At 33.8% G+C, this 19,140-nt stretch carries 21 protein-coding genes; 9 read left to right on the top strand and 12 right to left on the bottom strand.

What is annotated here, in order from left to right:
* The gene (gene pyrH / locus PHR76_RS03535) at window positions 1-708 is read right to left on the bottom strand and encodes a UMP kinase (RefSeq protein ID WP_300058621.1); all 708 of its coding nucleotides are present in this window, start codon (window positions 706-708) and stop codon (window positions 1-3) included.
* A gap of 235 nt (window positions 709-943) precedes the next feature.
* Here pyrH and PHR76_RS03530 point away from each other — a divergent pair, with 235 nt between their 5' ends.
* Entirely contained in the window at window positions 944-1,558 is a 615-nt protein-coding gene (locus PHR76_RS03530) for a thioredoxin family protein (RefSeq protein WP_300058619.1), read from the top strand.
* Here PHR76_RS03530 and PHR76_RS03525 read toward each other — a convergent pair.
* From PHR76_RS03525 to PHR76_RS03495, 7 genes are all read right to left on the bottom strand, one after another.
* On the bottom strand, window positions 1,550-2,173 hold the full coding sequence (locus PHR76_RS03525) for a YiiX/YebB-like N1pC/P60 family cysteine hydrolase (protein ID WP_300058617.1): 624 nt from the start codon (window positions 2,171-2,173) through the stop codon (window positions 1,550-1,552). The two genes, PHR76_RS03530 and PHR76_RS03525, sit on opposite strands and share 9 nt — an antisense overlap.
* 314 nt (window positions 2,174-2,487) lie before the next feature.
* A complete protein-coding gene (locus PHR76_RS03520; RefSeq protein WP_300058615.1) occupies window positions 2,488-2,622 on the bottom strand; it encodes a hypothetical protein in 135 nt (44 codons plus the stop codon).
* Window positions 2,623-2,665: 43 nt separating this feature from the next.
* Entirely contained in the window at window positions 2,666-3,370 is a 705-nt protein-coding gene (gene truB, locus PHR76_RS03515) for a tRNA pseudouridine(55) synthase TruB (RefSeq protein WP_300058613.1), read from the bottom strand.
* Window positions 3,371-3,375: 5 nt separating this feature from the next.
* Window positions 3,376-4,182 (bottom strand): undecaprenyl-diphosphate phosphatase, encoded by an 807-nt coding sequence (locus PHR76_RS03510; protein ID WP_300058612.1) that lies wholly within the window; start codon window positions 4,180-4,182, stop codon window positions 3,376-3,378.
* Window positions 4,183-4,243: 61 nt separating this feature from the next.
* Window positions 4,244-4,735: a thioredoxin-like domain-containing protein gene (locus PHR76_RS03505; protein WP_300058610.1), complete on the bottom strand. Its 492-nt coding sequence runs from the start codon at window positions 4,733-4,735 to the stop codon at window positions 4,244-4,246.
* Between the two features lie 41 nt (window positions 4,736-4,776).
* Window positions 4,777-5,022 carry a DUF3098 domain-containing protein gene (locus PHR76_RS03500; protein ID WP_300058609.1) on the bottom strand — a complete coding sequence of 82 codons (246 nt, stop codon included), beginning with the start codon at window positions 5,020-5,022 and terminating at the stop codon, window positions 4,777-4,779.
* A gap of 27 nt (window positions 5,023-5,049) precedes the next feature.
* On the bottom strand, window positions 5,050-5,925 hold the full coding sequence (locus PHR76_RS03495) for a permease-like cell division protein FtsX (protein WP_300058607.1): 876 nt from the start codon (window positions 5,923-5,925) through the stop codon (window positions 5,050-5,052).
* A 156-nt stretch (window positions 5,926-6,081) separates the two neighbouring features.
* Here PHR76_RS03495 and PHR76_RS03490 point away from each other — a divergent pair, with 156 nt between their 5' ends.
* Both PHR76_RS03490 and PHR76_RS03485 read left to right on the top strand, forming a co-directional pair.
* Window positions 6,082-9,171 (top strand): class I tRNA ligase family protein, encoded by a 3,090-nt coding sequence (locus tag PHR76_RS03490; RefSeq protein WP_300058605.1) that lies wholly within the window; start codon window positions 6,082-6,084, stop codon window positions 9,169-9,171.
* 181 nt (window positions 9,172-9,352) lie between these two features.
* A complete protein-coding gene (locus PHR76_RS03485; RefSeq protein ID WP_300058603.1) occupies window positions 9,353-10,048 on the top strand; it encodes a zinc metallopeptidase in 696 nt (231 codons plus the stop codon).
* Window positions 10,049-10,159: 111 nt separating this feature from the next.
* On the opposite strand, the gene PHR76_RS03480 is transcribed toward PHR76_RS03485, so the two are convergent.
* Window positions 10,160-10,630, bottom strand: a complete 471-nt coding sequence (locus tag PHR76_RS03480; protein WP_300058601.1) for an Lrp/AsnC ligand binding domain-containing protein — start codon at window positions 10,628-10,630, stop codon at window positions 10,160-10,162.
* A 192-nt stretch (window positions 10,631-10,822) separates the two neighbouring features.
* Between PHR76_RS03480 and PHR76_RS03475 the strand changes: the two genes are divergently transcribed.
* Entirely contained in the window at window positions 10,823-11,404 is a 582-nt protein-coding gene (locus tag PHR76_RS03475) for a hypothetical protein (protein WP_300058599.1), read from the top strand.
* 9 nt (window positions 11,405-11,413) lie between these two features.
* Here the strand turns inward: PHR76_RS03475 and PHR76_RS03470 are convergent, their stop codons facing one another.
* Window positions 11,414-12,784, bottom strand: a complete 1,371-nt coding sequence (locus tag PHR76_RS03470; RefSeq protein ID WP_300058597.1) for a saccharopine dehydrogenase C-terminal domain-containing protein — start codon at window positions 12,782-12,784, stop codon at window positions 11,414-11,416.
* 121 nt (window positions 12,785-12,905) lie between these two features.
* On the opposite strand from PHR76_RS03470, the gene PHR76_RS03465 reads away from it, so the two are divergent.
* Complete coding sequence (locus PHR76_RS03465; protein ID WP_300058702.1) at window positions 12,906-13,292, top strand: DUF423 domain-containing protein; 387 nt, start codon at window positions 12,906-12,908, stop codon at window positions 13,290-13,292.
* Window positions 13,293-13,372: 80 nt separating this feature from the next.
* Window positions 13,373-14,998: a phosphoenolpyruvate carboxykinase (ATP) gene (pckA, locus tag PHR76_RS03460; protein WP_300058595.1), complete on the top strand. Its 1,626-nt coding sequence runs from the start codon at window positions 13,373-13,375 to the stop codon at window positions 14,996-14,998.
* An 87-nt stretch (window positions 14,999-15,085) separates the two neighbouring features.
* On the opposite strand, the gene PHR76_RS03455 is transcribed toward pckA, so the two are convergent.
* Window positions 15,086-15,835, bottom strand: coding sequence for a uroporphyrinogen-III synthase (locus PHR76_RS03455; protein WP_300058594.1), 750 nt, complete (start codon window positions 15,833-15,835; stop codon window positions 15,086-15,088).
* A 20-nt stretch (window positions 15,836-15,855) separates the two neighbouring features.
* Window positions 15,856-16,518: a DUF4271 domain-containing protein gene (locus PHR76_RS03450; RefSeq protein ID WP_300058592.1), complete on the bottom strand. Its 663-nt coding sequence runs from the start codon at window positions 16,516-16,518 to the stop codon at window positions 15,856-15,858.
* 108 nt (window positions 16,519-16,626) lie between these two features.
* On the opposite strand from PHR76_RS03450, the gene PHR76_RS03445 reads away from it, so the two are divergent.
* Genes PHR76_RS03445 through PHR76_RS03435 form a run of 3 tightly spaced genes read left to right on the top strand, consistent with a single transcriptional unit; the run spans window position 16,627 to window position 19,137 of the window.
* Window positions 16,627-17,352, top strand: coding sequence for a polyprenol monophosphomannose synthase (locus PHR76_RS03445; protein ID WP_300058700.1), 726 nt, complete (start codon window positions 16,627-16,629; stop codon window positions 17,350-17,352).
* A gap of 8 nt (window positions 17,353-17,360) precedes the next feature.
* Window positions 17,361-18,698: a dihydroorotase gene (locus PHR76_RS03440; RefSeq protein WP_300058590.1), complete on the top strand. Its 1,338-nt coding sequence runs from the start codon at window positions 17,361-17,363 to the stop codon at window positions 18,696-18,698.
* On the top strand, window positions 18,658-19,137 hold the full coding sequence (locus tag PHR76_RS03435) for a DUF4296 domain-containing protein (protein WP_300058588.1): 480 nt from the start codon (window positions 18,658-18,660) through the stop codon (window positions 19,135-19,137). The genes PHR76_RS03440 and PHR76_RS03435 overlap by 41 nt, the downstream gene beginning before the upstream one ends.
* Window positions 19,138-19,140 lie beyond the last annotated feature (3 nt).

The following is a 19,140-nucleotide window of genomic DNA, read 5'->3' as shown; positions in this document are numbered from 1 at the left end:
TTAAATCGTAACGGTTGTCCCGATAGGTTCTCCATTACAAACCTTTAATAAATTACCTTCTTTATTCATGTCAAAAATAATAATTGGCAATTTGTTTTCTTGACTCAACGTAAAAGCAGTTGTATCCATTACATTTAGTCCTTTTTTTAATACGTCTTCAAAAGAAATAAAGTCGAATTTTACAGCGTCTTTGTTTTTTTCTGGGTCAGTATTATAAACGCCATCTACACGAGTTCCTTTTAAAATTACATCGGCTCCGACTTCTACACCACGTAAAACAGCAGCGGTATCTGTAGTAAAATAAGGGTTACCTGTTCCAGCACCAAAAATGACAATTCGGCCTTTTTCTAGATGTCTAACCGCTCTTCTTTTAATATAAGGCTCTGCAATGGCTTCAATTTTTAAAGCGGTTTGCAAACGAGTTAGCATTCCTGCTTCTTCCAAAGCTCCTTGTAAAGCCATGCCGTTTATCACGGTGGCTAACATGCCCATATAATCGCCTTGAACTCGATCCATTCCATTACTGGCTCCAGCAATTCCTCTAAAAATATTTCCTCCGCCAATTACAATGGCAATTTCAACACCTTGGTTATGAATTTGCTTAATTTCTTGAGCGTATTCTGCTAATCGCTTTGGGTCAATACCATATTGACGGTCTCCCATTAACGCTTCGCCGCTTAATTTGAGTAATATTCTTTTGTATTTCATGAGTTGTGTGTGGTTTTCTGGTGCAAATATAAAGAATTATTGCTTTTTAACTATTCTTCAAACTATTTCTCGTATTATTTTCTCTTTTTAAGAGATGAAAATTTATTTCTAGTTGGTTTTATGATTCTGTTTTTACTTAATTTTTACAATGTATTTGTAAATATTCGACTTTGTAATAATTGTTACTTATTTATGATAGAATAGCGTGTACTTTTGTATTCTTAAATTTTAAAGTATGCAAACGATTATAAAAAACAGTTTAGAAAACAGTTATTCTTATTCTGAATACAGAAATCAGGTGACTAGTTTATTGCGACAAGGAAAAGTGACGGGATTAGAACAATCAGAAGCTTTAGCGAATTATACCGCTTTGAACGAGGCACGGATGAATCGATTAGAAAAAACCATTGCCCTGACGGAACAGGTTAAAATCGCATTGTCAACGTTAAAAACAAAATATATTTGGTTAGTAATTTCTGAAGGTTGGTGTGGCGATGCCGCTCAGTTACTTCCCATCATGCATAAAATGGCAGAATTTTCAGAAAATATCGAAATGCGTGTCGCTCTTCGTGATGAAAACGAAGAGTTGATGAATCTGTTTTTAACCAATGGAGGAAAGGCAATTCCGAAATTAGTGGTAATAGATGCTGAAACGAATACGGTTCTTGGCGATTGGGGACCAAGACCACTTGGAGCAAAAAATTTAATAATCGATTATAAAGCAACCCATGGCGTTGTAGATGAAACGGCTAAAACCGAGCTTCAAAAATGGTATTTACAAGATAAAGGGGTGAGTACTCAAACGGAAATCTTGCTTTTAATTGAGCAACAGGAATCGCAATTAGTTTAATTTTCCTATAATTTTAATTTTTTTAGAAGTAGAAATTCCACCTGGATTACAACCTGGTTTTCCTTCTGGGATTTCTATTTTTAAGTCGTTATAATAAGCAACCCAAGCAGGAAAAAACACATTGGTTTCGGGCTGTTTAAAAGTCATAGGTTGTAATTCAAAAAAAGGTTTGCCATACGCATTCAAGAAAGCATCATAAATCAATTCGGAGCAATAATACTTTCCGTTATCATACAAATAATCATCATCATACGGAATTCCGAGTTGCTCTTTTGAAAACGAAATTACTTGTGGAATTAGTTTTTCATACTTCTTTTTTACGCGACCGATAAACATGGTCGTTGTGGTATTCTTAGAAAACTCTTCTAATGTTACTTTCCGAACTGCATTTCCTGCGGCTTCTAAAATAAATACCGAGTCATTTTCAATCAGAACTAAACCTAAATGACTGAAATCATTCCCTTGATAGCCTTTTGTAACGGCATGGATGGCCTCACATAATTCGCCACAATTCATTTTTTGAAAAAGAAGGTCACCTGTTTGCAATTGAATTTTTTGAGCCTGAACAAAACAGCTGAATTGAAATAAAAGGATTAAAAAAAGAAAACGTTTCATATATTAATTTTTCTCACTTGTTTGATGATTCTAGGTGAGCGACTTCCATGAAAAGCTCTTAAAACTTCAATTTGATGTGATTTTATTCAGTAAATTATTAAATAAGAACCTAGAATTATATTTCTGTAAATTTTGTTTTGGTCTACAAATAGCAACATTCGGGATGAAGAAGGTAGTTGATTTCTAAACTACGAACAATAGACCTTAAATTCTCGTAAAAAAAACAAAGCTGCTTTTTCTCCAAATGAAGCTTCGCCGTACTCAAAAAATATCTTGAATGTCTGCTAAATAAAATGAAGATCTGATTACTTCTTTCATTGCAATCTCCATTCTTCAAATTTTTTATCAGTCATGAATTCGCCTTCTTCTGCTTCTTTAATCAATGAAGCAAAATCATCTTTAGACATTGGGCCAGGAGTTGCTAAGTTTTTAGATTTATCTTTTGACATTCTCATTAAGAATTAAATAAAAATAAAGTTATGAAAAAAACAATTACGTTTTACTAGAAACTAAATTTTCTTCAAAATCTTCAGGAGAAACTCCATTCTCAATGCTGTAATCGCCAATTTTTGTACGACGTAAAGCCGTTAAATGTGCTCCAGACTCCAGTGCCTTCCCAAAATCATGGGCTAAGGAACGAATATAGGTTCCTTTGCTGCAAACTACTCGAAAATCAAGTTCGGGCAATGCAATTCGGGTAAATTCAAACGTATAAATCGTTGTTTTTCGGCTGACCATTTCAACTTCTACGCCAGCTCGGGCATGTTCATACATCCGAATACCATCTTTTTTGATGGCCGAAAAAACAGGTGGTTTTTGGTCAATTTCACCTAAAAATTGTGAAACTGCATTTTGAATAAGCGTTTCAGTAATATGAGAAGTAGGATATGTTTGATCAATTTCTGTTTCTAAATCATACGAAGACGTGGTGCTTCCCAACATAAAAGTTCCAGTATATTCTTTTAATTGACCTTGAATTTCAGTGATGCGTTTGGTGAATTTTCCAGTACAAACAATCAATAAGCCAGTCGCTAATGGATCTAAGGTTCCAGCATGACCGATTTTAAAATTCTTAGGAAGTTCTAAATTTCGTTTTAACGCATATTTCAGTTTGTTCACCGTTTGAAACGACGACCATCGATACGGTTTGTCTATGAGTAGGATTTGACCATCCAAAAAATCTTGTGCACTTTTCAATGGGATTATTTATTTATGGAAAAATAGATGAGTAATAAAATGCCAACTACAATTCGGTAGTAGCCCCAAGGTTTAAAGCCATATTTTTTAATCACTTCTATGAAAAGTTTAATGGCTAAAACGGCAACGACAAAGGCAATTATGTTTCCGATAAGAAAAAACTTGATGTTATTGCCTTGTACTAAAAGTTCGTATCCTTTTAATTGTGTGACTTCGTATGTTTTTAAAAATAAGGAATAAACGGTGACGGCTAACATCGTTGGAACGGCTAAAAAGAATGAAAATTCGGCTGCCGTTGCTCTGGTTAAACCTTGTTGCATTCCGCCAATAATCGAAGCAGCACTTCGGCTAGTGCCGGGCATCATCGCTAAACATTGCCAAAAACCAATAATAACGGCTTTCTTTACCGTGATTTGTTCTTCGCTAACGATAGTTGGATTTTTAAATCGATTGTCTACAAAAAGTAAAATAACACCTCCAAGAATGAGCACGATGGCAATTGGAATAGGGTTTCCTAAAACCGCATCGATTTTGTCATCAAATAATTTTCCTAAAATTAAAGCTGGAATTACCGCTGCAGCTAATTTAATATAAAATTGAAATTTTGAAAAGTCAAAAAACTTCCGCCAATATAAAAATACAACAGCTAAAATGGCTCCAAACTGAATTGAAACTTGAAAAAGCTTCACAAAATCATCTTCTTGAATTCCAAAATACGAACTCACAAAAATCATGTGAGCCGTTGAAGAAACTGGTAAATATTCCGTTAAGCCTTCAATAATAGCGATGAGTATGACGTGTAATAATTCCATTTAATTTAGTTTTTCAGTATCAGTTTTTAGTTCATTTCTACTGGTAATGACTTCTTTCTTTTTATAGTTTTTCTTTTATTTTTGATAATTCATCAGCAGCAATAATTGTCTTTCCATTTTTATCCAAAAGAATATAATACGGACTACCAAAGGACGGCCAGCCGACTTTTTTTGCAAAATCCCTTTGTATTGCTATGAATTTTGTGCCACCCGGATATAAATCTTCAAAATCTACAATGTAACATGTTTTCATTTCAAGCTTTTTTAAAACGGTACTCAGATTGTCTTGCATTTTGCTGTCACTTTTGTCAGCACTTATATGAAGTACATCTAAATTGTTTTCTGATGCCATTTTTTCTAAAGCGGGCATTTCTTTTATACAAGGTTCACAATATGAAAACCAATAATGAACAATTGTTTTCTTTTTTAGATTTAGAGTAAGGTTCTTGTAATTTTCTGCGGTGATTTTTGTAATGACAGGATCTTCGGTTTTTGAAATACAGCTACCAAAAAACAGAATAATTGCAAAGGCTACCAAAAAATAACTTTTCAAGATAATAGCGTTGCCTTTCAATCGTGATAGAATACTCTCCACTATTTTTTGATGGGATTTTTCAAGATAGCATAAATAACCACACCAAATCCAGCTAAAACAACAGTTGGAGCTAAACGAATGCGACGAAAGTTGAAAATTGCCTCACTAAATACTTTTGGATCGTCACTGCCGCCGCCACTCATCAAAATAAATCCGAGGGCAATAATAGCAAGACCAATTAAAAGAATTTTATAGTTTACTTTTTCAAAAAGAAACTCTTGTTTTTGTTCGTTTTTACTACTCATAGTTGCTGGTTTTTGAAAAAAGAAAAATTAATATAAATCGTCGGTTCGCAAATTAAGGAATTTTTGAGTGGCAAAAAAGGTGCTGAACCACGAAATCAAAACCCCTAAAAGTAAAACGCCAATCAACACCGCGGCAATCATGGGTTTGTCTGCTAAAATCCCCAATTTAGGAAAATTTGTATCGATGTAAACTAATACAGCAAGGATGGCCGCATCAGATAATAAAGCACCAATCATCCCTAATTTTATACTTCGCATGATAAAAGGTTTGCGAATAAATGATTTTGTAGCTCCTACCATTTGCATCGTTTTAATGATAAATCGGTTGGAATAAATTGATAATCGCATGGAGCTATTAATAAGTAACACCGCAACGATTGCTAAGAATCCGGTTACGACTAATATCCAAAAGGTAATTTTTTTAACATTGTCATTTACTAAATCCACTAAATGTTTGTCATAAACAATATCAGAAATGAATTTATTTTCTTTAAAATCTTGTTCAATTGTTTTGATGCTATCCGCCTGAACATAATCTGCTTTTAAGTGAATATCATAGGAATTTTGTAAGGGGTTAAATCCTAAAAACTGCATAAAATCTTCGCCAATAATATCTTTATGTTTAGAAGCGGCATCTTCTTTAGAAACAAAAGTATCTGTTTTTACAAATGCAGATTCTTTTAACATTGCACCAAAAGCCTTGAGTGTGCTATCTTTGGCCGTATCTTTAAAATAAACCGACATTGGAATTTGCTCTTTAAAATCATTGGAAATTTTCTTTGAATTAACAATAAAAAGACCTAAAATTCCCAACAGAAAAAGAACTAAAAAAACACTTAAAACCACAGAAAAGTAGGAAGAAATAAGCCTTCTTTTCTGATATTTTTCAAATGATGATGCCATATAATTGATTTTAAGGGGTAAAATTAAAAAAGAAATTGGTTAAACCACAGTTTATAACGGTCAAAGTTTTGACTTTAGTACAATAAACGTAAATTTGCCCTTTAAAATATAAAAACCGAGCAACTTAGCCTCTCAGAAACTCAGCATCTTAAAAAAATGAAATATTATCCAAACGAAATCGAAGCCTATTGGCGCAACTACTGGTCAGAAAACCAAACATTTGCAGCCCAACAACCTACTACCCAAAACCTACTGCCTAAATACTATGTATTAGACATGTTTCCTTATCCATCTGGAGCAGGTTTACATGTTGGTCATCCACTTGGTTATATTGCTTCCGATATTGTAGCTCGCTACAAACGGCACAAAGGATTCAATGTATTGCATCCACAAGGTTACGATTCTTTTGGCTTGCCAGCAGAACAATACGCGATTCAAACTGGGCAACATCCCGATAAAACGACTAAAGAAAATATTGCTCGTTACCGCGAACAACTTGATAAAATCGGATTTTCATTTGATTGGAATAGGGAAGTGCGTACTTCAAACGCTGATTATTACAAACATACACAATGGATTTTCATCCAATTATTTGAATCGTGGTACAATAATGATTCCAACAAAGCAGAAAGTATTTGCACGTTAATTCAAGAATTTGAAAAGAAAGGAAATACCAATGTAAATGCAGTTTGTGATGACAATATCGTTTCTTTTTCAGCAGATGAATGGAACACTTTTTCATCAGACGAACAACAAAAAATACTATTACACTATCGATTAACCTATTTAGCAGAAACAGAAGTAAATTGGTGTCCAGGATTAGGAACCGTTTTAGCCAATGACGAAATCGTAAACGGCGTTTCAGAACGTGGTGGTCATCCTGTAATTCGTAAAAAAATGACTCAATGGTCGATGCGAATTTCAGCTTATGCAGAACGTTTGTTACAAGGTTTAAACGATATCGATTGGACAGAATCTTTAAAAGAATCGCAAAGAAATTGGATTGGGAAAAGTGTTGGAGCAACTGTTAAGTTCAAAGTTCAAAGTTCAAAGTTTAGTAAAGATTCGCAAACTGAGGAAACTTTAAACTTTAAACCTGAAACAAATTTTATCGAAGTTTTCACCACCCGTCCCGACACCATCTTCGGAGTAACCTTTATGACTTTAGCACCAGAACACGATTTGGTCGCTAAAATCACAACGCCTGAACAAAAAGAAGCTGTTGAAGCTTATGTTCTGGCCACAGCAAAACGTTCAGAAAGAGAACGAATGGCCGATGTAAAAACCATTTCTGGCGTTTTCACAGGTGCTTATGCCGAACATCCTTTTACAAAAGAACCCATTCCGGTTTGGATTGGTGATTACGTTTTAGCAGGTTATGGCACAGGAGCGGTTATGGCGGTTCCTTGTGGTGATGAACGTGATTATGCTTTCGCAAATTTCTTCAAAGGAACCAACGGAATGCCTGAAATTAAAAATATTTTTAGTTTAAATTCCCCTCCATTGGAGGGGTGCCCAACGGGCGGGGTGGATTTTGCTTATGGTGAAAAAACAGGATTTACACTAACAAACTCCGATTTCTTAAACGGTTTAGGCTATAAAGAAGGAACAAAAAAAGCCATTGAAGCTTTAGAAAATATAAAACAAGGTAAAGGAAAAACAAATTACCGTTTGCGTGATGCTGTTTTTTCAAGACAAAGATATTGGGGTGAACCTTTTCCGGTTTATTATGTGAATGGTTTACCACAAATGATTGACAAAAAATATTTACCCATTGAATTACCAGAAGTAGAAAAGTATTTACCAACAGAAGATGGACAACCACCTTTAGGAAATGCAACGGTTTGGGCTTGGGACAGTGTTCAGTGTTCAGTAGTTAGTAATCAGTTAATAGATAACCAAACTATTTTTCCTTTAGAATTAAACACAATGCCGGGTTGGGCTGGTTCTTCTTGGTATTGGATGCGTTATATGGACGCACAAAATGAAGAAGAATTTGCAAGCAAGGAAGCGTTAGATTACTGGCAAAATGTAGATTTATACATTGGAGGAAGCGAACACGCAACCGGACATTTATTGTATGCTCGTTTTTGGAACAAATTCTTAAAAGACAGAGGTTTTGCACCAACAGAAGAACCATTTAAAAAGTTGATTAATCAAGGAATGATTTTGGGAATGAGTGCTTTTGTTTATAGATTAGAATCTATAACTTATATTGATTTAAAGTATCAAAATGAAATTTTTAACTCTTCGATTTCTAATGAAGCTTGGTTGAGAGATAAAAAGAAGGCAATTTTTAATACTGGGGTTAAAAAACAATTGTTATTGTCATTTAATAGAAGAAATGATTTTTCTATTTTAAATTCATCTATTGCAGATTTAGATTCAAATAACGAAATTTTATCACTAAATGTAGCACCAATTCACGTTGATTTAGCTGTAATTAATGATATTACAAATGAATTAGATATAGAAAAATTCAAAAATCATCCATTATATGTAGATTATAAAGATGCTGAATTCATTTTAGAAGATGGAAAATACATCGTTGGTCGCGAAGTAGAAAAAATGTCTAAATCAAAATATAACGTCGTCAATCCTGATGAAATTTGTAATGAATATGGAGCCGATACGTTGCGTTTGTATGAAATGTTTTTAGGACCTTTAGAACAAGCAAAACCGTGGAATACTGCAGGAATTACAGGAGTTTTTGGTTTCCTAAAAAAACTATGGAGATTGTATTTTGATGATAACGGATTAAATGTAACCAATGACGAACCAACCGCTGAAATGTATAAATCGTTGCATAAAACCATCAAAAAAGTGACAGAAGATATTGAGAATTTCTCTTTCAATACTTCGGTTTCCCAATTTATGATTTGTGTGAATGAATTAGCCACTTTAAAATGTCATCATAGAGCAATTTTAGAACCTTTAGCTGTTGTAATTTCGCCTTATGCACCACATATTGCTGAAGAATTATGGAAACAATTAGGTTATGAAGGCTCTATTTCTAAAGTAGATTTCCCAATTTTTGAAGAAAAATATTTAGTAGAATCAGAAAAAGAATATCCTGTTTCCTTCAATGGAAAAATGCGTTTTACGTTGAAATTACCTTTAGATTTAACCGCTGCTCAAATTGAAGAAATCATCATGGCAGATGAACGAACCATTGCTCAATTGGCGGGAAATACGCCTAAAAAAATCATAATTGTTCCAGGAAAAATCATAAATTTGGTAGGATAGAAATTTGTTTTTTTCTTTAACCGCAGCTTCACAGTTATTTTTAAAATTTGTGAATCTGCGGTTTTTTTTACTTCCTTTTTGTAACTTTTTTAGAAATTTACGTATAATATATAAATGTCAAGATGTCATTTCCTGAGTTTGGAATGCCTTTTGCTATTAGTTAGTTTAAAACAAAAATGCTATGATTGGATATTATATTTTATTAGGAGCCATCGCTTTAGTGAGCTGGTTGGTTAGTTCAAAATTGAAGAAAAAATTTGAATTTTATTCCAAAGTAAGTTTGCGAAACGGATTGAGTGGAGCAGAAATTGCTCAGCATATGTTGAATGATCACGGAATTTACGATGTCAAAGTGATATCTACACCCGGTCGTTTAACAGATCACTACAATCCGGTGGATAAAACTGTAAATTTAAGTGAAGCAGTTTACAATCAACGTAATGCCGCCGCCGCCGCCGTAGCTGCACACGAAGTTGGACACGCTGTGCAACATGCTACCGCTTATCAATGGTTAGCGATGCGTTCTAAATTAGTACCAATCGTGAGTGTTTCTTCGGGAATGTCACAATGGTTAGTAATTGGCGGATTAATTTTAGGAGCAGCTTCTGGTAGTGCTATCGGATTTTATGTAGCCGTGGCAGGTTTAGTTATGATGTCGCTGGCTACTGCATTTAGTTTTGTCACGTTACCCGTTGAATATGACGCAAGTAATCGGGCATTGGCTTGGTTAAAAAAAGCAAATATGGTGGGGCAACAAGAATATGAAGGAGCAGAAGATGCCTTAAAATGGGCGGCACGAACCTATTTAGTAGCAGCAATTGGAGCCTTAGCTTCTCTAATTTACTGGGCTATGCAAGTATTTGGTTCAAGAGATTAATAAAAAAAAGAAACTAATTCAAAAACCCAAATTCCGTAAAAAGAGCTTGGGTTTTTTTATGCTATTTTGTCATTTTGAACTTTTTTACAATCTTTAATCGAAGTTTTTGTTCTATAATTGGATTTGACGTTCAATTTGTTGGTCTAACGAAATAAAGGTTTCCGTACGAGAAACGCCGTCAATTGGTTGAATTTTTTTGTTTAACAAAAGCATCAAATGTTCATTGTCCCGACAAATAATCTTAATGAGAATACTCCAATTTCCAGTGGTATAATGGCATTCCAAAACTTCAGGAATTTTTTTTAGTTCTTTCACCGCTTCTGCATTGCTAGAAGCTTTGTCTAAATAAACTCCAATAAATGCCATCGTTTTATAGCCTAAAACCTTATGATTAAGTATGAATTTAGAACCCGAAATCACGCCGGCTTCTTCTAATTTACGTAAACGTTGGTGAATGGCCGCTCCTGAAATGCCAATTTTATTTGCAATTTGTAAAATAGGTTTTCGAGCATCTTCCATCAAATCGCGAAGAATCTCTTTATCAATCCCATCTATTTCAACTTCTAAAGAATTAATTTTCATAAGTTTCTATTTTAAATCAAAAATAGGAATAAAGTTATAAATTGTTCTAAAATTTTCATTTTTGATAGGTAAAAGTAATTTATTTTTCTAAAAGCACTTCTGATAACGATAATAAGTTAGGATACTTAAACAAAAAAAATTAAATTTGTTATGCCTCTAATTTTTATAAACGAGTTTAATGAGATGTTTTTTATGAAAAATTATATAGTTTTCCTCTTGATTTCAATAACCTCCTTAGCTTTTGCTCAAGAAAATAGCCAAGGAAAAAGTAACGGTACTTTAAACGAGCAGTTTGATTATGTTATGCAAAAGTCAAACAATTTTCAAGAGTATAAAGTGGTAAAAAAAGACTATTTATTACAACTTAAAAAAAGCAGCACGGATTCTGTTCGTCAATACCAAAAGGAATTAGTTGATTTAAAAAAACAAAAAGAGAGTCATCAAGCGATCGTGTCAAAACTAAACGACACCTTAAAAACAACACAAGCGAATTTAAATGAATTGCAAACGGCTCAAAATAATGTTGATTTATTTGGAACTACGATGAGTAAAACCAACTACAATTATTTGATGTGGGGAATTGTCTCTGTCTTAGGACTTGTTTTACTGTTGTTGTTTGTTCAACTTAAAAGTGCTAAATCAGTCGCAAATGAACAAAAAAGTCACGCAGAAAAATTAGAAACTGATTTTGAAGACTATAAGCACAAAGCTTTAGAAAAAGAACAGAAATTGGGACGCCAATTACAAGACGAAATTAATAAAAACAGATTGTAAAATTCAAAATTATCCCGCTACATTATTTGGATTATAACCCATATAAGGTACTTCTTTTTCATTAAAAACAACACCAAAAGATTCTAATTCTTTTAAAATTGGAAGGTATACTTCTTTTTTAATTGGAATTTGAACACCGGGAGTTTTGATGTTGCCGTTTAAAATTTGTAAAGTGGCAATAGCAACTGGCAAGCCAACTGTTTTAGCCATTGCAGTATAGGTTTGATCATCTCCAAGACAAACCATGGTGCTATCAATTTGACACTCTTTTCCGTTTAATTCGTAACCAAATTTATGATACATCACAATCATGTCTTTGTCCTCTGGTTGTAAAGCCCACTTTTCAGCTAGAATTTTCTCTAATATTTGAGCCGGCGTTGCATTTTTAATGGACACTTTTTTGGAAGCATCAAATAAATCGAGTTCCATAAATTTATCCCAGATCACATCATCTTGGTCAATTTTAAGGTAATGACGTAACTTCAACTCTACCGAATCCGTTGGATGATAAGCCAAGAAGGAATTTGTAAAATCACGATAGGTCATGTTTTCAGAATTTTCCATCGTATAGCTATCGTCAGTCATGCCGAGTTGCACCAACATGTCCCATGCTTTTGAATAACCAACCCGACGAAGCGTGCCGCGATACATCGTCAAAATAGAATCTAGTCCGTAAATGCTACGGTATTTTAACGAATCGCGATTTGCATAGCCTTCAAATCGGCCATAGCCTTCTACTTCTAAAAACTCCGTTCTTCTAAATAATTTATTATACGGAATATATTTATACTTTCCTTCTTGAATAAACTTCGAAACACCGCCTTGACCAGCTAATACTACATTTCTAGGGTTCCATGAAAACTTATAATTCCATAAATTAGTATCGCTTTCGGGAGCAACTAAGCCGCCACAAAACGACTCAAACTGAATCATTTTTCCGCCTTTTGCTCTAATTTCATCAATGACTTTCATCGCACTCATATGGTCAATGCCAGGATCAAGTCCGATTTCATTCATAAAAATTAAACCATTTTCTTTTGCTTGAGCATCTAACTCTTGCATTTTCGGACTTATATAAGAAGCAGTGACCATATTTTTTCTGAAAGCGATACAATCTTGTGCAATTTCTACATGCAAATGAGCAGGAAGCATAGAAATGACAATGTCCGACTTTTGAATTTCTTTCTGCCGCTGTTCTACATTAACAGTGTCCAACTGAATTGGCGTTGCATTCGGGTGATTATTGGTTTTTTTCATGGCTAATTCTAATGATAAATCAGCGATGGTGAGATGCAGTTTTTCAGAGTCAGACTTTGTGAGTAAGTACTTTATAAGCGAAGAAGCTGATCGACCTGCTCCAATAATCAGAATATTTCTCATGGGTTTTAGTATAAAAATCACACGAAAGTAAGCAAATGTTATATTTCTAACAAATTAAGTGCTGTTAATTCTTTTTTTGAGAAAATTTAAATGTGTAAATTTGTCAGACATTTTAAGCCAAATGAATCGAAAAATAATTCTTTTTGCCGCAGTTCTTGGGATTTTAGCTATTATTTTAGGTGCTTTTGGAGCCCATGCGTTAAAATCACAACTTACAGAAAACCAATTGACCACTTTTGAAACAGGGGTGCGTTACCAAATGTATCACGCTATTTTTTTGCTTTTTCTCGGAACCACTTCTTTAGTAACAGAAAAAAGTAAGAAAATCATTCTAAGTTTAGTGTTGGTTGGGGTTTTGCTTTTTTCTGGCTCCATTTTTTTATTAGCAACACCGGCCGTTACTTCGGTTGATTTTGGCTTTTTAGGCCCTGTTACGCCAATTGGGGGATTGTTATTAATTGTCGCTTGGGGCGTTCTGTTTTTTGATATTTATAAACAAAAAGCATAATTTATTGATAAATCTCAAAATAGTAAAGATTAAATTTTTATTTTTGCCAAATAAATAAACACAACTAAACGGTTAATTTTATGGATACATCCGCTCAAATTACGAAATCGATTTCGTTAGAAAAATACGGGATACACAATGCCCAAGAAATAATCTACAATCCTTCGTTTGAATTTTTATATAAAGAAGAGCTCAGTTCAGGTCTTCAAGGTTTTGAAAAAGGACAGTTATCCGAGCTCGGAGCTGTAAATGTAATGACTGGTGAATTTACTGGTCGTTCTCCAAAAGATAAATATATTGTAGAAGATGACGTGACGAAAGATACCATTTGGTGGAATTCTCCAAAAGCTCCAAACGATAACAAGCCTATTTCTCAAGAAACATGGATAGCTTTGAAAGAGAATACAGTTAACCAACTTTCTGGAAAAAGATTATTTGTAGTTGACGCCTTTTGTGGTGCCAATGAAAACACACGATTAAAAGTGCGTTTTATTATGGAAGTGGCTTGGCAAGCTCATTTTGTTAAAAACATGTTCATCCGTCCAACAGAAAAGGAACTTGAAAATTTTGGTGAGCCTGATTTTATTGTGATGAATGGTTCAAAAACAACCTTTAAGGATTATGCCGCCCACGGTTTAAATTCTGAAGTATATGTGGCCTTCAACTTAACAGAAAAAGTTCAAATTATTGGTGGGACTTGGTATGGAGGAGAAATGAAAAAAGGTCTTTTCTCGATGATGAATTATTATTTGCCTTTACAAGGAATAGCTTCTATGCACTGTTCTGCAAATAAAGGAAAGGACGGAGATGTAGCTGTTTTCTTTGGTTTGTCTGGAACTGGAAAAACAACCTTGTCAACAGATCCAAAACGCGAATTAATTGGCGATGATGAGCACGGCTGGGATAACGAAGGTGTTTTTAATTTTGAAGGTGGTTGTTATGCAAAAACCATTGATTTAAGTAAAGAAAACGAGCCAGATATTTATGGAGCTATCAAAAAAGATGCTTTATTAGAGAATGTAACCGTTGATGCGAATGGAATAATTGATTTTAAAGATGGTTCAGTAACGCAAAATACGCGTGTTTCTTATCCAATTAATCATATTCAAAATATTGTTAAGCCAGTTTCTAAAGCAGGGCATGCTACAAAAGTAATCTTCTTAACAGCAGATGCTTTTGGTGTTATGCCTCCCGTTTCTAAACTTACTCCTGAGCAAACGAAGTATTATTTCCTTTCTGGATTTACAGCAAAATTAGCTGGAACAGAAAGAGGAGTAACTGAACCACAACCAACTTTCTCTGCTTGTTTTGGTAAAGCGTTTTTATCGTTACATCCAACCAAATATGGTGAAGAATTAGTAAAGAAAATGGAAGAGCACAACGCTACCGCTTATATGGTCAATACAGGTTGGAATGGAACTGGAAAAAGAATTTCAATTAAAGACACACGAGCCATTATCGATGCTATTTTAGATGGGTCTATTGAAAAAGCTGAAACAAAAACTATTCCGATGTTTAATTTTGCTATTCCAACAGCTTTGCACGAAGTGAATCCGGCCATTCTTGATCCGAGAGATACCTATTCAAATAAGGCGGAGTGGAATGAAAAAGCAGCTAATTTAGCCGGTTTATTTATAAAAAATTTCGTTCAGTATACTGATAATGAAGAAGGACAAAACTTGGTAAAAGCAGGTCCTCAACTATAATTTTACATTAACTAACCTAACGAAAAGAGTCCTTCAAATTTTGAAGGACTCTTTTTTATTTTGTCAAAAAACCAAATACAAAGCAGCTTACTTATCTTTATTTGTTTTTGTAATATATTTTTCTAAAGCCATCGTCATCGAAGGAGCTTCTGGCGAAGGAGCCATGATATCGACTCGTAAGCCGCGGTCTAATGCTTCTTTTTGTGTGGTACTACCAAAAACAGCTATCCGTGTATTGTTTTGTTTAAATTCAGGAAAATTTTTGAATAATGACTTAATTCCTGTTGGACTAAAAAAGGCCAAAATATCATAATAAACATCTGCTAAATCGGATAAATCACTCATTACTGTTTTGTAAAAAACAGCCTGAGTCCAATCTACTTTTAGATTAGTAAGCGTTTGTGGGATGTCAAAATTTAATTGATCAGATGCAGGTAACAAAAATTTCTCTTCTTTGTATTTTTTTATCAAAGGAGATAAATCAACAAAATCCTTTTGGCCAACATAAATTTTACGTTTGCGATACACCACATATTTTTGAAGATAAAAAGCAACCGCTTCCGATTGGCAAAAATATTTCAAATCTTCAGGCACTTTATATCGCATTTCCTCTGCCACTCTAAAAAAATGGTCAACAGCATTTCGACTAGTTAAAATGATAGCCGTAAAATTATTTAAATCGATTTTTTGGCCTCGGACATCCTTTGATGAAACCCCTTCAATATGAATAAAGGGTCTGAAATCAATTTTTACTTTATGCTTCTGAATCAGCTCAAAGTATGGGGAGTTCTCTACTTTTGGTTCTGGTTGTGACACCAAAATTGTTTTCACTTTCATATACGGACTTGTTATAAAAACTATCGTCTTGTAAACCAATAATACATAAAATAGTAGGGGGCTATTTCAAGGGCACAAAGATACAAAATAAAATAAAACATCTTACTAAATAGTAAATTTTGATATGCCTTTAATGAAAGCAAGTAGGTAAAGCCATTAACTATCAACACAATAGCGAGAACGCTGTATATTATAAAATCTGAATAAACGTCATTATAATACAAAATTAAATTAATTGGCAATAAAAACACGCCAATAAAAGTGCGGTAACTCACCTTTTGAAGATTAAACTGTTCAATAAAGTCTTCTATCTTAAAGGAGGTAGCGATGATTTTTTCAACTAAATATTTCGATAAAACAAACACACCAATTAAGGTAATAATTTGAATGTATTTTATCCAATCGGTTTTAGAGGCTAGTCCAAAATAATTTAAGAGTAGTAATATAAAAAAGGCAATCGAAATTAGTTGAACGATAAATAAACTAATCGTAAACCAACTTAACATAAACGAAGAATCTTTGTAGATTTTGGTATACTTATCCGTCACAATAAGCTTTAAAAAATCATTAAAACGGGCTTCAAAAAAAGTTTTGGTTATGGCAATCAAGATAAAACATAGGACAAACAAAATCGTTGCCCAGTCATTATTTTCAATCACGCGTTGTCCAAGAATATAGTCCATAATTTCGATGTAAAATTACTATTTTTTTAGTTCATTCACTTTATTATACTTTTATTATGAATCATCTTTTATAAAAAGTTTACTTTTGCTATGAAATTTATGGTATTTATGAACAGTGGATTAGTTGTGATTCCAACCTATAATGAAATCGAAAATATAGAACGTATTATTCGAGCCGTTTTTGCATTACAAAAAACATTTCATATATTAGTGGTTGATGATAATTCTCCCGACAAAACTTTTGAAAAAGTAAAAGAACTTCAGCTTGAATTTCCAAATACTCTTTTTCTAGAAGTACGAACGGGTAAAGCTGGATTAGGAACGGCCTATGTTCATGGGTTTAAATGGGCTTTACAACGTGATTATCAATTTATTTTTGAGATGGATGCCGATTTTTCACACAATCCAATTGATTTAGAACGGCTGCACGATGCTTGTGCAATGGATGGAGCACAAATGGCAATCGGTTCTCGCTATGTGCGTGGAGTGAATGTGGTAAATTGGCCATTAAGCCGTGTGTTGCTGTCTTATTTTGCATCGGTGTATGTGAATTTAATTACCGGAATGAAGATTCACGATTCCACCGCGGGATTTATTTGCTATCAACGAACGGTTTTAGAAACCATTAATTTAGATAAAATTCAATTTGTGGGCTATGCCTTTCAAATTGAAATGAAATACCGTGTTTTTTGTAAAGGTTTTAAGATTATAGAAGTCCCCATTATTTTTACAGATAGAACGCAAGGAAAATCAAAAATGAATAATGGAATTATTAAAGAAGCTGTTTTTGGCGTCATTTCATTGCGTTTTCAAAAAATGTTCAACCGACTGTAATTATAAAAATGAATAAAATCTTAATTAAGAATGCTAAAATTGTCAACGAAGGAAAAATCGTTGAAGGCGACGTATTGGTTGATGGTGAATTTATTGTTGAAATTGCAGATAGTATTAGTGCAAAACCCGATTTTAAAGTGATTGATGCAGAAGGAAATTATTTAATTCCAGGAGCCATTGATGACCAAGTGCATTTTCGTGAACCGGGCTTGACTCACAAAGGAGACATAGCATCAGAATCCAGAGCTGCCGTTGCAGGCGGAATAACCTCTTTTATTGAACAACCCAATACGGTTCCCAATGCGATTACGCAAGAATTATTAGAAGATAAATACCAAATTGCATCCAATTCTTCTCATGCCAATTATTCTTTTATGATGGGAGGAACCAATACGAATTTAGACGAAATTTTAAAAACCAATCCACGAAATGTGGCTGGAATAAAGTTGTTTTTAGGTTCTTCAACCGGAAACATGCTGGTGGATAACCAAGAGGCTTTAGAAAAAATATTTTCTTCAACCAAAATGTTAATTGCGGTACATTGTGAAGATGAACAGACGATTCAGACAAATTTAGCTCAGTATAAAGAAGAATATGGCGAAGATATCCCAGTTAAATTTCATCATTTAATTCGCAGTGAAGAAGCCTGTTATTTGTCTTCCTCTAAAGCCATCGCTTTGGCGAAGAAAACAGGAGCAAGACTTCACGTTTTTCATCTTTCTACAGCTAAAGAAATGGAATTGTTTACCAACAAAATTCCATTGGAAGAAAAACAAATTACGGCAGAAGTTTGTGTCCATCATTTATGGTTCACGAATGACGATTATAATACGAAAGGTAATCTTATCAAATGGAATCCAGCAGTAAAAACTGATAAAGACCGAACTGCTTTATGGAATGCTTTGTTAGACGATCGCATCGATGTGATTGCTACTGATCACGCACCGCATACACTTGAAGAAAAAAATCAAATCTATACTAAAGCTCCTTCGGGCGGACCTTTAGTACAACATGCGGTCGTGGCAATGTTTGAAGCTTTTCATCAAGGAAAAATTTCTATTGAAAAAATTGTCGAAAAAATGGCCCATAATCCTGCTAAAATTTTTAAAATAGAAAAACGAGGCTTTTTAAAAGAAGGTTATTATGCCGATATGGTTTTGATAAATCCCGCAAAACCTTGGAGCGTTAAAAAAGAGAATATTCTTTACAAATGCGGTTGGTCTCCTTTTGAAGGCACTAATTTTAAATCGCGTATTACGCATACCTTTGTGAACGGACAATTGGTTTATCACAACTCAAAAGTGAATGAAATTAAAGTGGGTAAACGACTACTTTTTAACCGATAATAAAATGAATATAAAAGGCATCTTCATTCTTTTTTTTATAGGATTATTGACTTTTTCTTGTCAAAAAGAGAAGGCTAAAAAACCCAAAAAGTTTATTGAAGAAGAAACAATGATTTCTATTATATATGATTTAAGTGTGCTAGAAGCCATTAAATCTAACAATCCAGTTATTTTAGAACAACATCAAATAAATCCGTATACCTATATTTATAAAAAATATAAAATTGATAGTTTGCAATTTGTTGAAAACAACCTTTATTATGCTGCTGATTTAAAAAATTATAAAAAAATGTATGAAAAGGTAGAGCTCCAATTGGGAGAGCAAAAAAAACAAGCGGATAGTGCCATGGCCGTAGTGAAAAGACCAATACCATCGACAAAAACGGTGATTGACTCTACTAAAAATAAACGTAGAAATACTTTTTTAAAAAAGGAATAGCTA

Source organism: Flavobacterium sp., from assembly GCF_028689845.1.
Taxonomy (GTDB): Bacteria; Bacteroidota; Bacteroidia; order Flavobacteriales; family Flavobacteriaceae; genus Flavobacterium.
Note: the sequence above shows the minus strand (reverse complement) of the source record. Positions and strands in the feature narration are given on the sequence as shown.

Coding starts and splice junctions, on each gene's coding strand:
- pyrH (WP_300058621.1), bottom strand. CDS start 708: ATGAAATACAAAAGAATATTACTCAAATTAAGCGGCGAAGCGTTAATG.
- PHR76_RS03530 (WP_300058619.1), top strand. CDS start 944: ATGCAAACGATTATAAAAAACAGTTTAGAAAACAGTTATTCTTATTCT.
- PHR76_RS03525 (WP_300058617.1), bottom strand. CDS start 2,173: ATGAAACGTTTTCTTTTTTTAATCCTTTTATTTCAATTCAGCTGTTTT.
- PHR76_RS03520 (WP_300058615.1), bottom strand. CDS start 2,622: ATGTCAAAAGATAAATCTAAAAACTTAGCAACTCCTGGCCCAATGTCT.
- PHR76_RS03510 (WP_300058612.1), bottom strand. CDS start 4,182: ATGGAATTATTACACGTCATACTCATCGCTATTATTGAAGGCTTAACG.
- PHR76_RS03500 (WP_300058609.1), bottom strand. CDS start 5,022: ATGAGTAGTAAAAACGAACAAAAACAAGAGTTTCTTTTTGAAAAAGTA.
- PHR76_RS03495 (WP_300058607.1), bottom strand. CDS start 5,925: ATGGCATCATCATTTGAAAAATATCAGAAAAGAAGGCTTATTTCTTCC.
- PHR76_RS03490 (WP_300058605.1), top strand. CDS start 6,082: ATGAAATATTATCCAAACGAAATCGAAGCCTATTGGCGCAACTACTGG.
- PHR76_RS03485 (WP_300058603.1), top strand. CDS start 9,353: ATGATTGGATATTATATTTTATTAGGAGCCATCGCTTTAGTGAGCTGG.
- PHR76_RS03480 (WP_300058601.1), bottom strand. CDS start 10,630: ATGAAAATTAATTCTTTAGAAGTTGAAATAGATGGGATTGATAAAGAG.
- PHR76_RS03475 (WP_300058599.1), top strand. CDS start 10,823: ATGAAAAATTATATAGTTTTCCTCTTGATTTCAATAACCTCCTTAGCT.
- PHR76_RS03470 (WP_300058597.1), bottom strand. CDS start 12,784: ATGAGAAATATTCTGATTATTGGAGCAGGTCGATCAGCTTCTTCGCTT.
- PHR76_RS03465 (WP_300058702.1), top strand. CDS start 12,906: ATGAATCGAAAAATAATTCTTTTTGCCGCAGTTCTTGGGATTTTAGCT.
- pckA (WP_300058595.1), top strand. CDS start 13,373: ATGGATACATCCGCTCAAATTACGAAATCGATTTCGTTAGAAAAATAC.
- PHR76_RS03455 (WP_300058594.1), bottom strand. CDS start 15,835: ATGAAAGTGAAAACAATTTTGGTGTCACAACCAGAACCAAAAGTAGAG.
- PHR76_RS03450 (WP_300058592.1), bottom strand. CDS start 16,518: ATGGACTATATTCTTGGACAACGCGTGATTGAAAATAATGACTGGGCA.
- PHR76_RS03445 (WP_300058700.1), top strand. CDS start 16,627: ATGAACAGTGGATTAGTTGTGATTCCAACCTATAATGAAATCGAAAAT.
- PHR76_RS03440 (WP_300058590.1), top strand. CDS start 17,361: ATGAATAAAATCTTAATTAAGAATGCTAAAATTGTCAACGAAGGAAAA.
- PHR76_RS03435 (WP_300058588.1), top strand. CDS start 18,658: ATGAAATTAAAGTGGGTAAACGACTACTTTTTAACCGATAATAAAATG.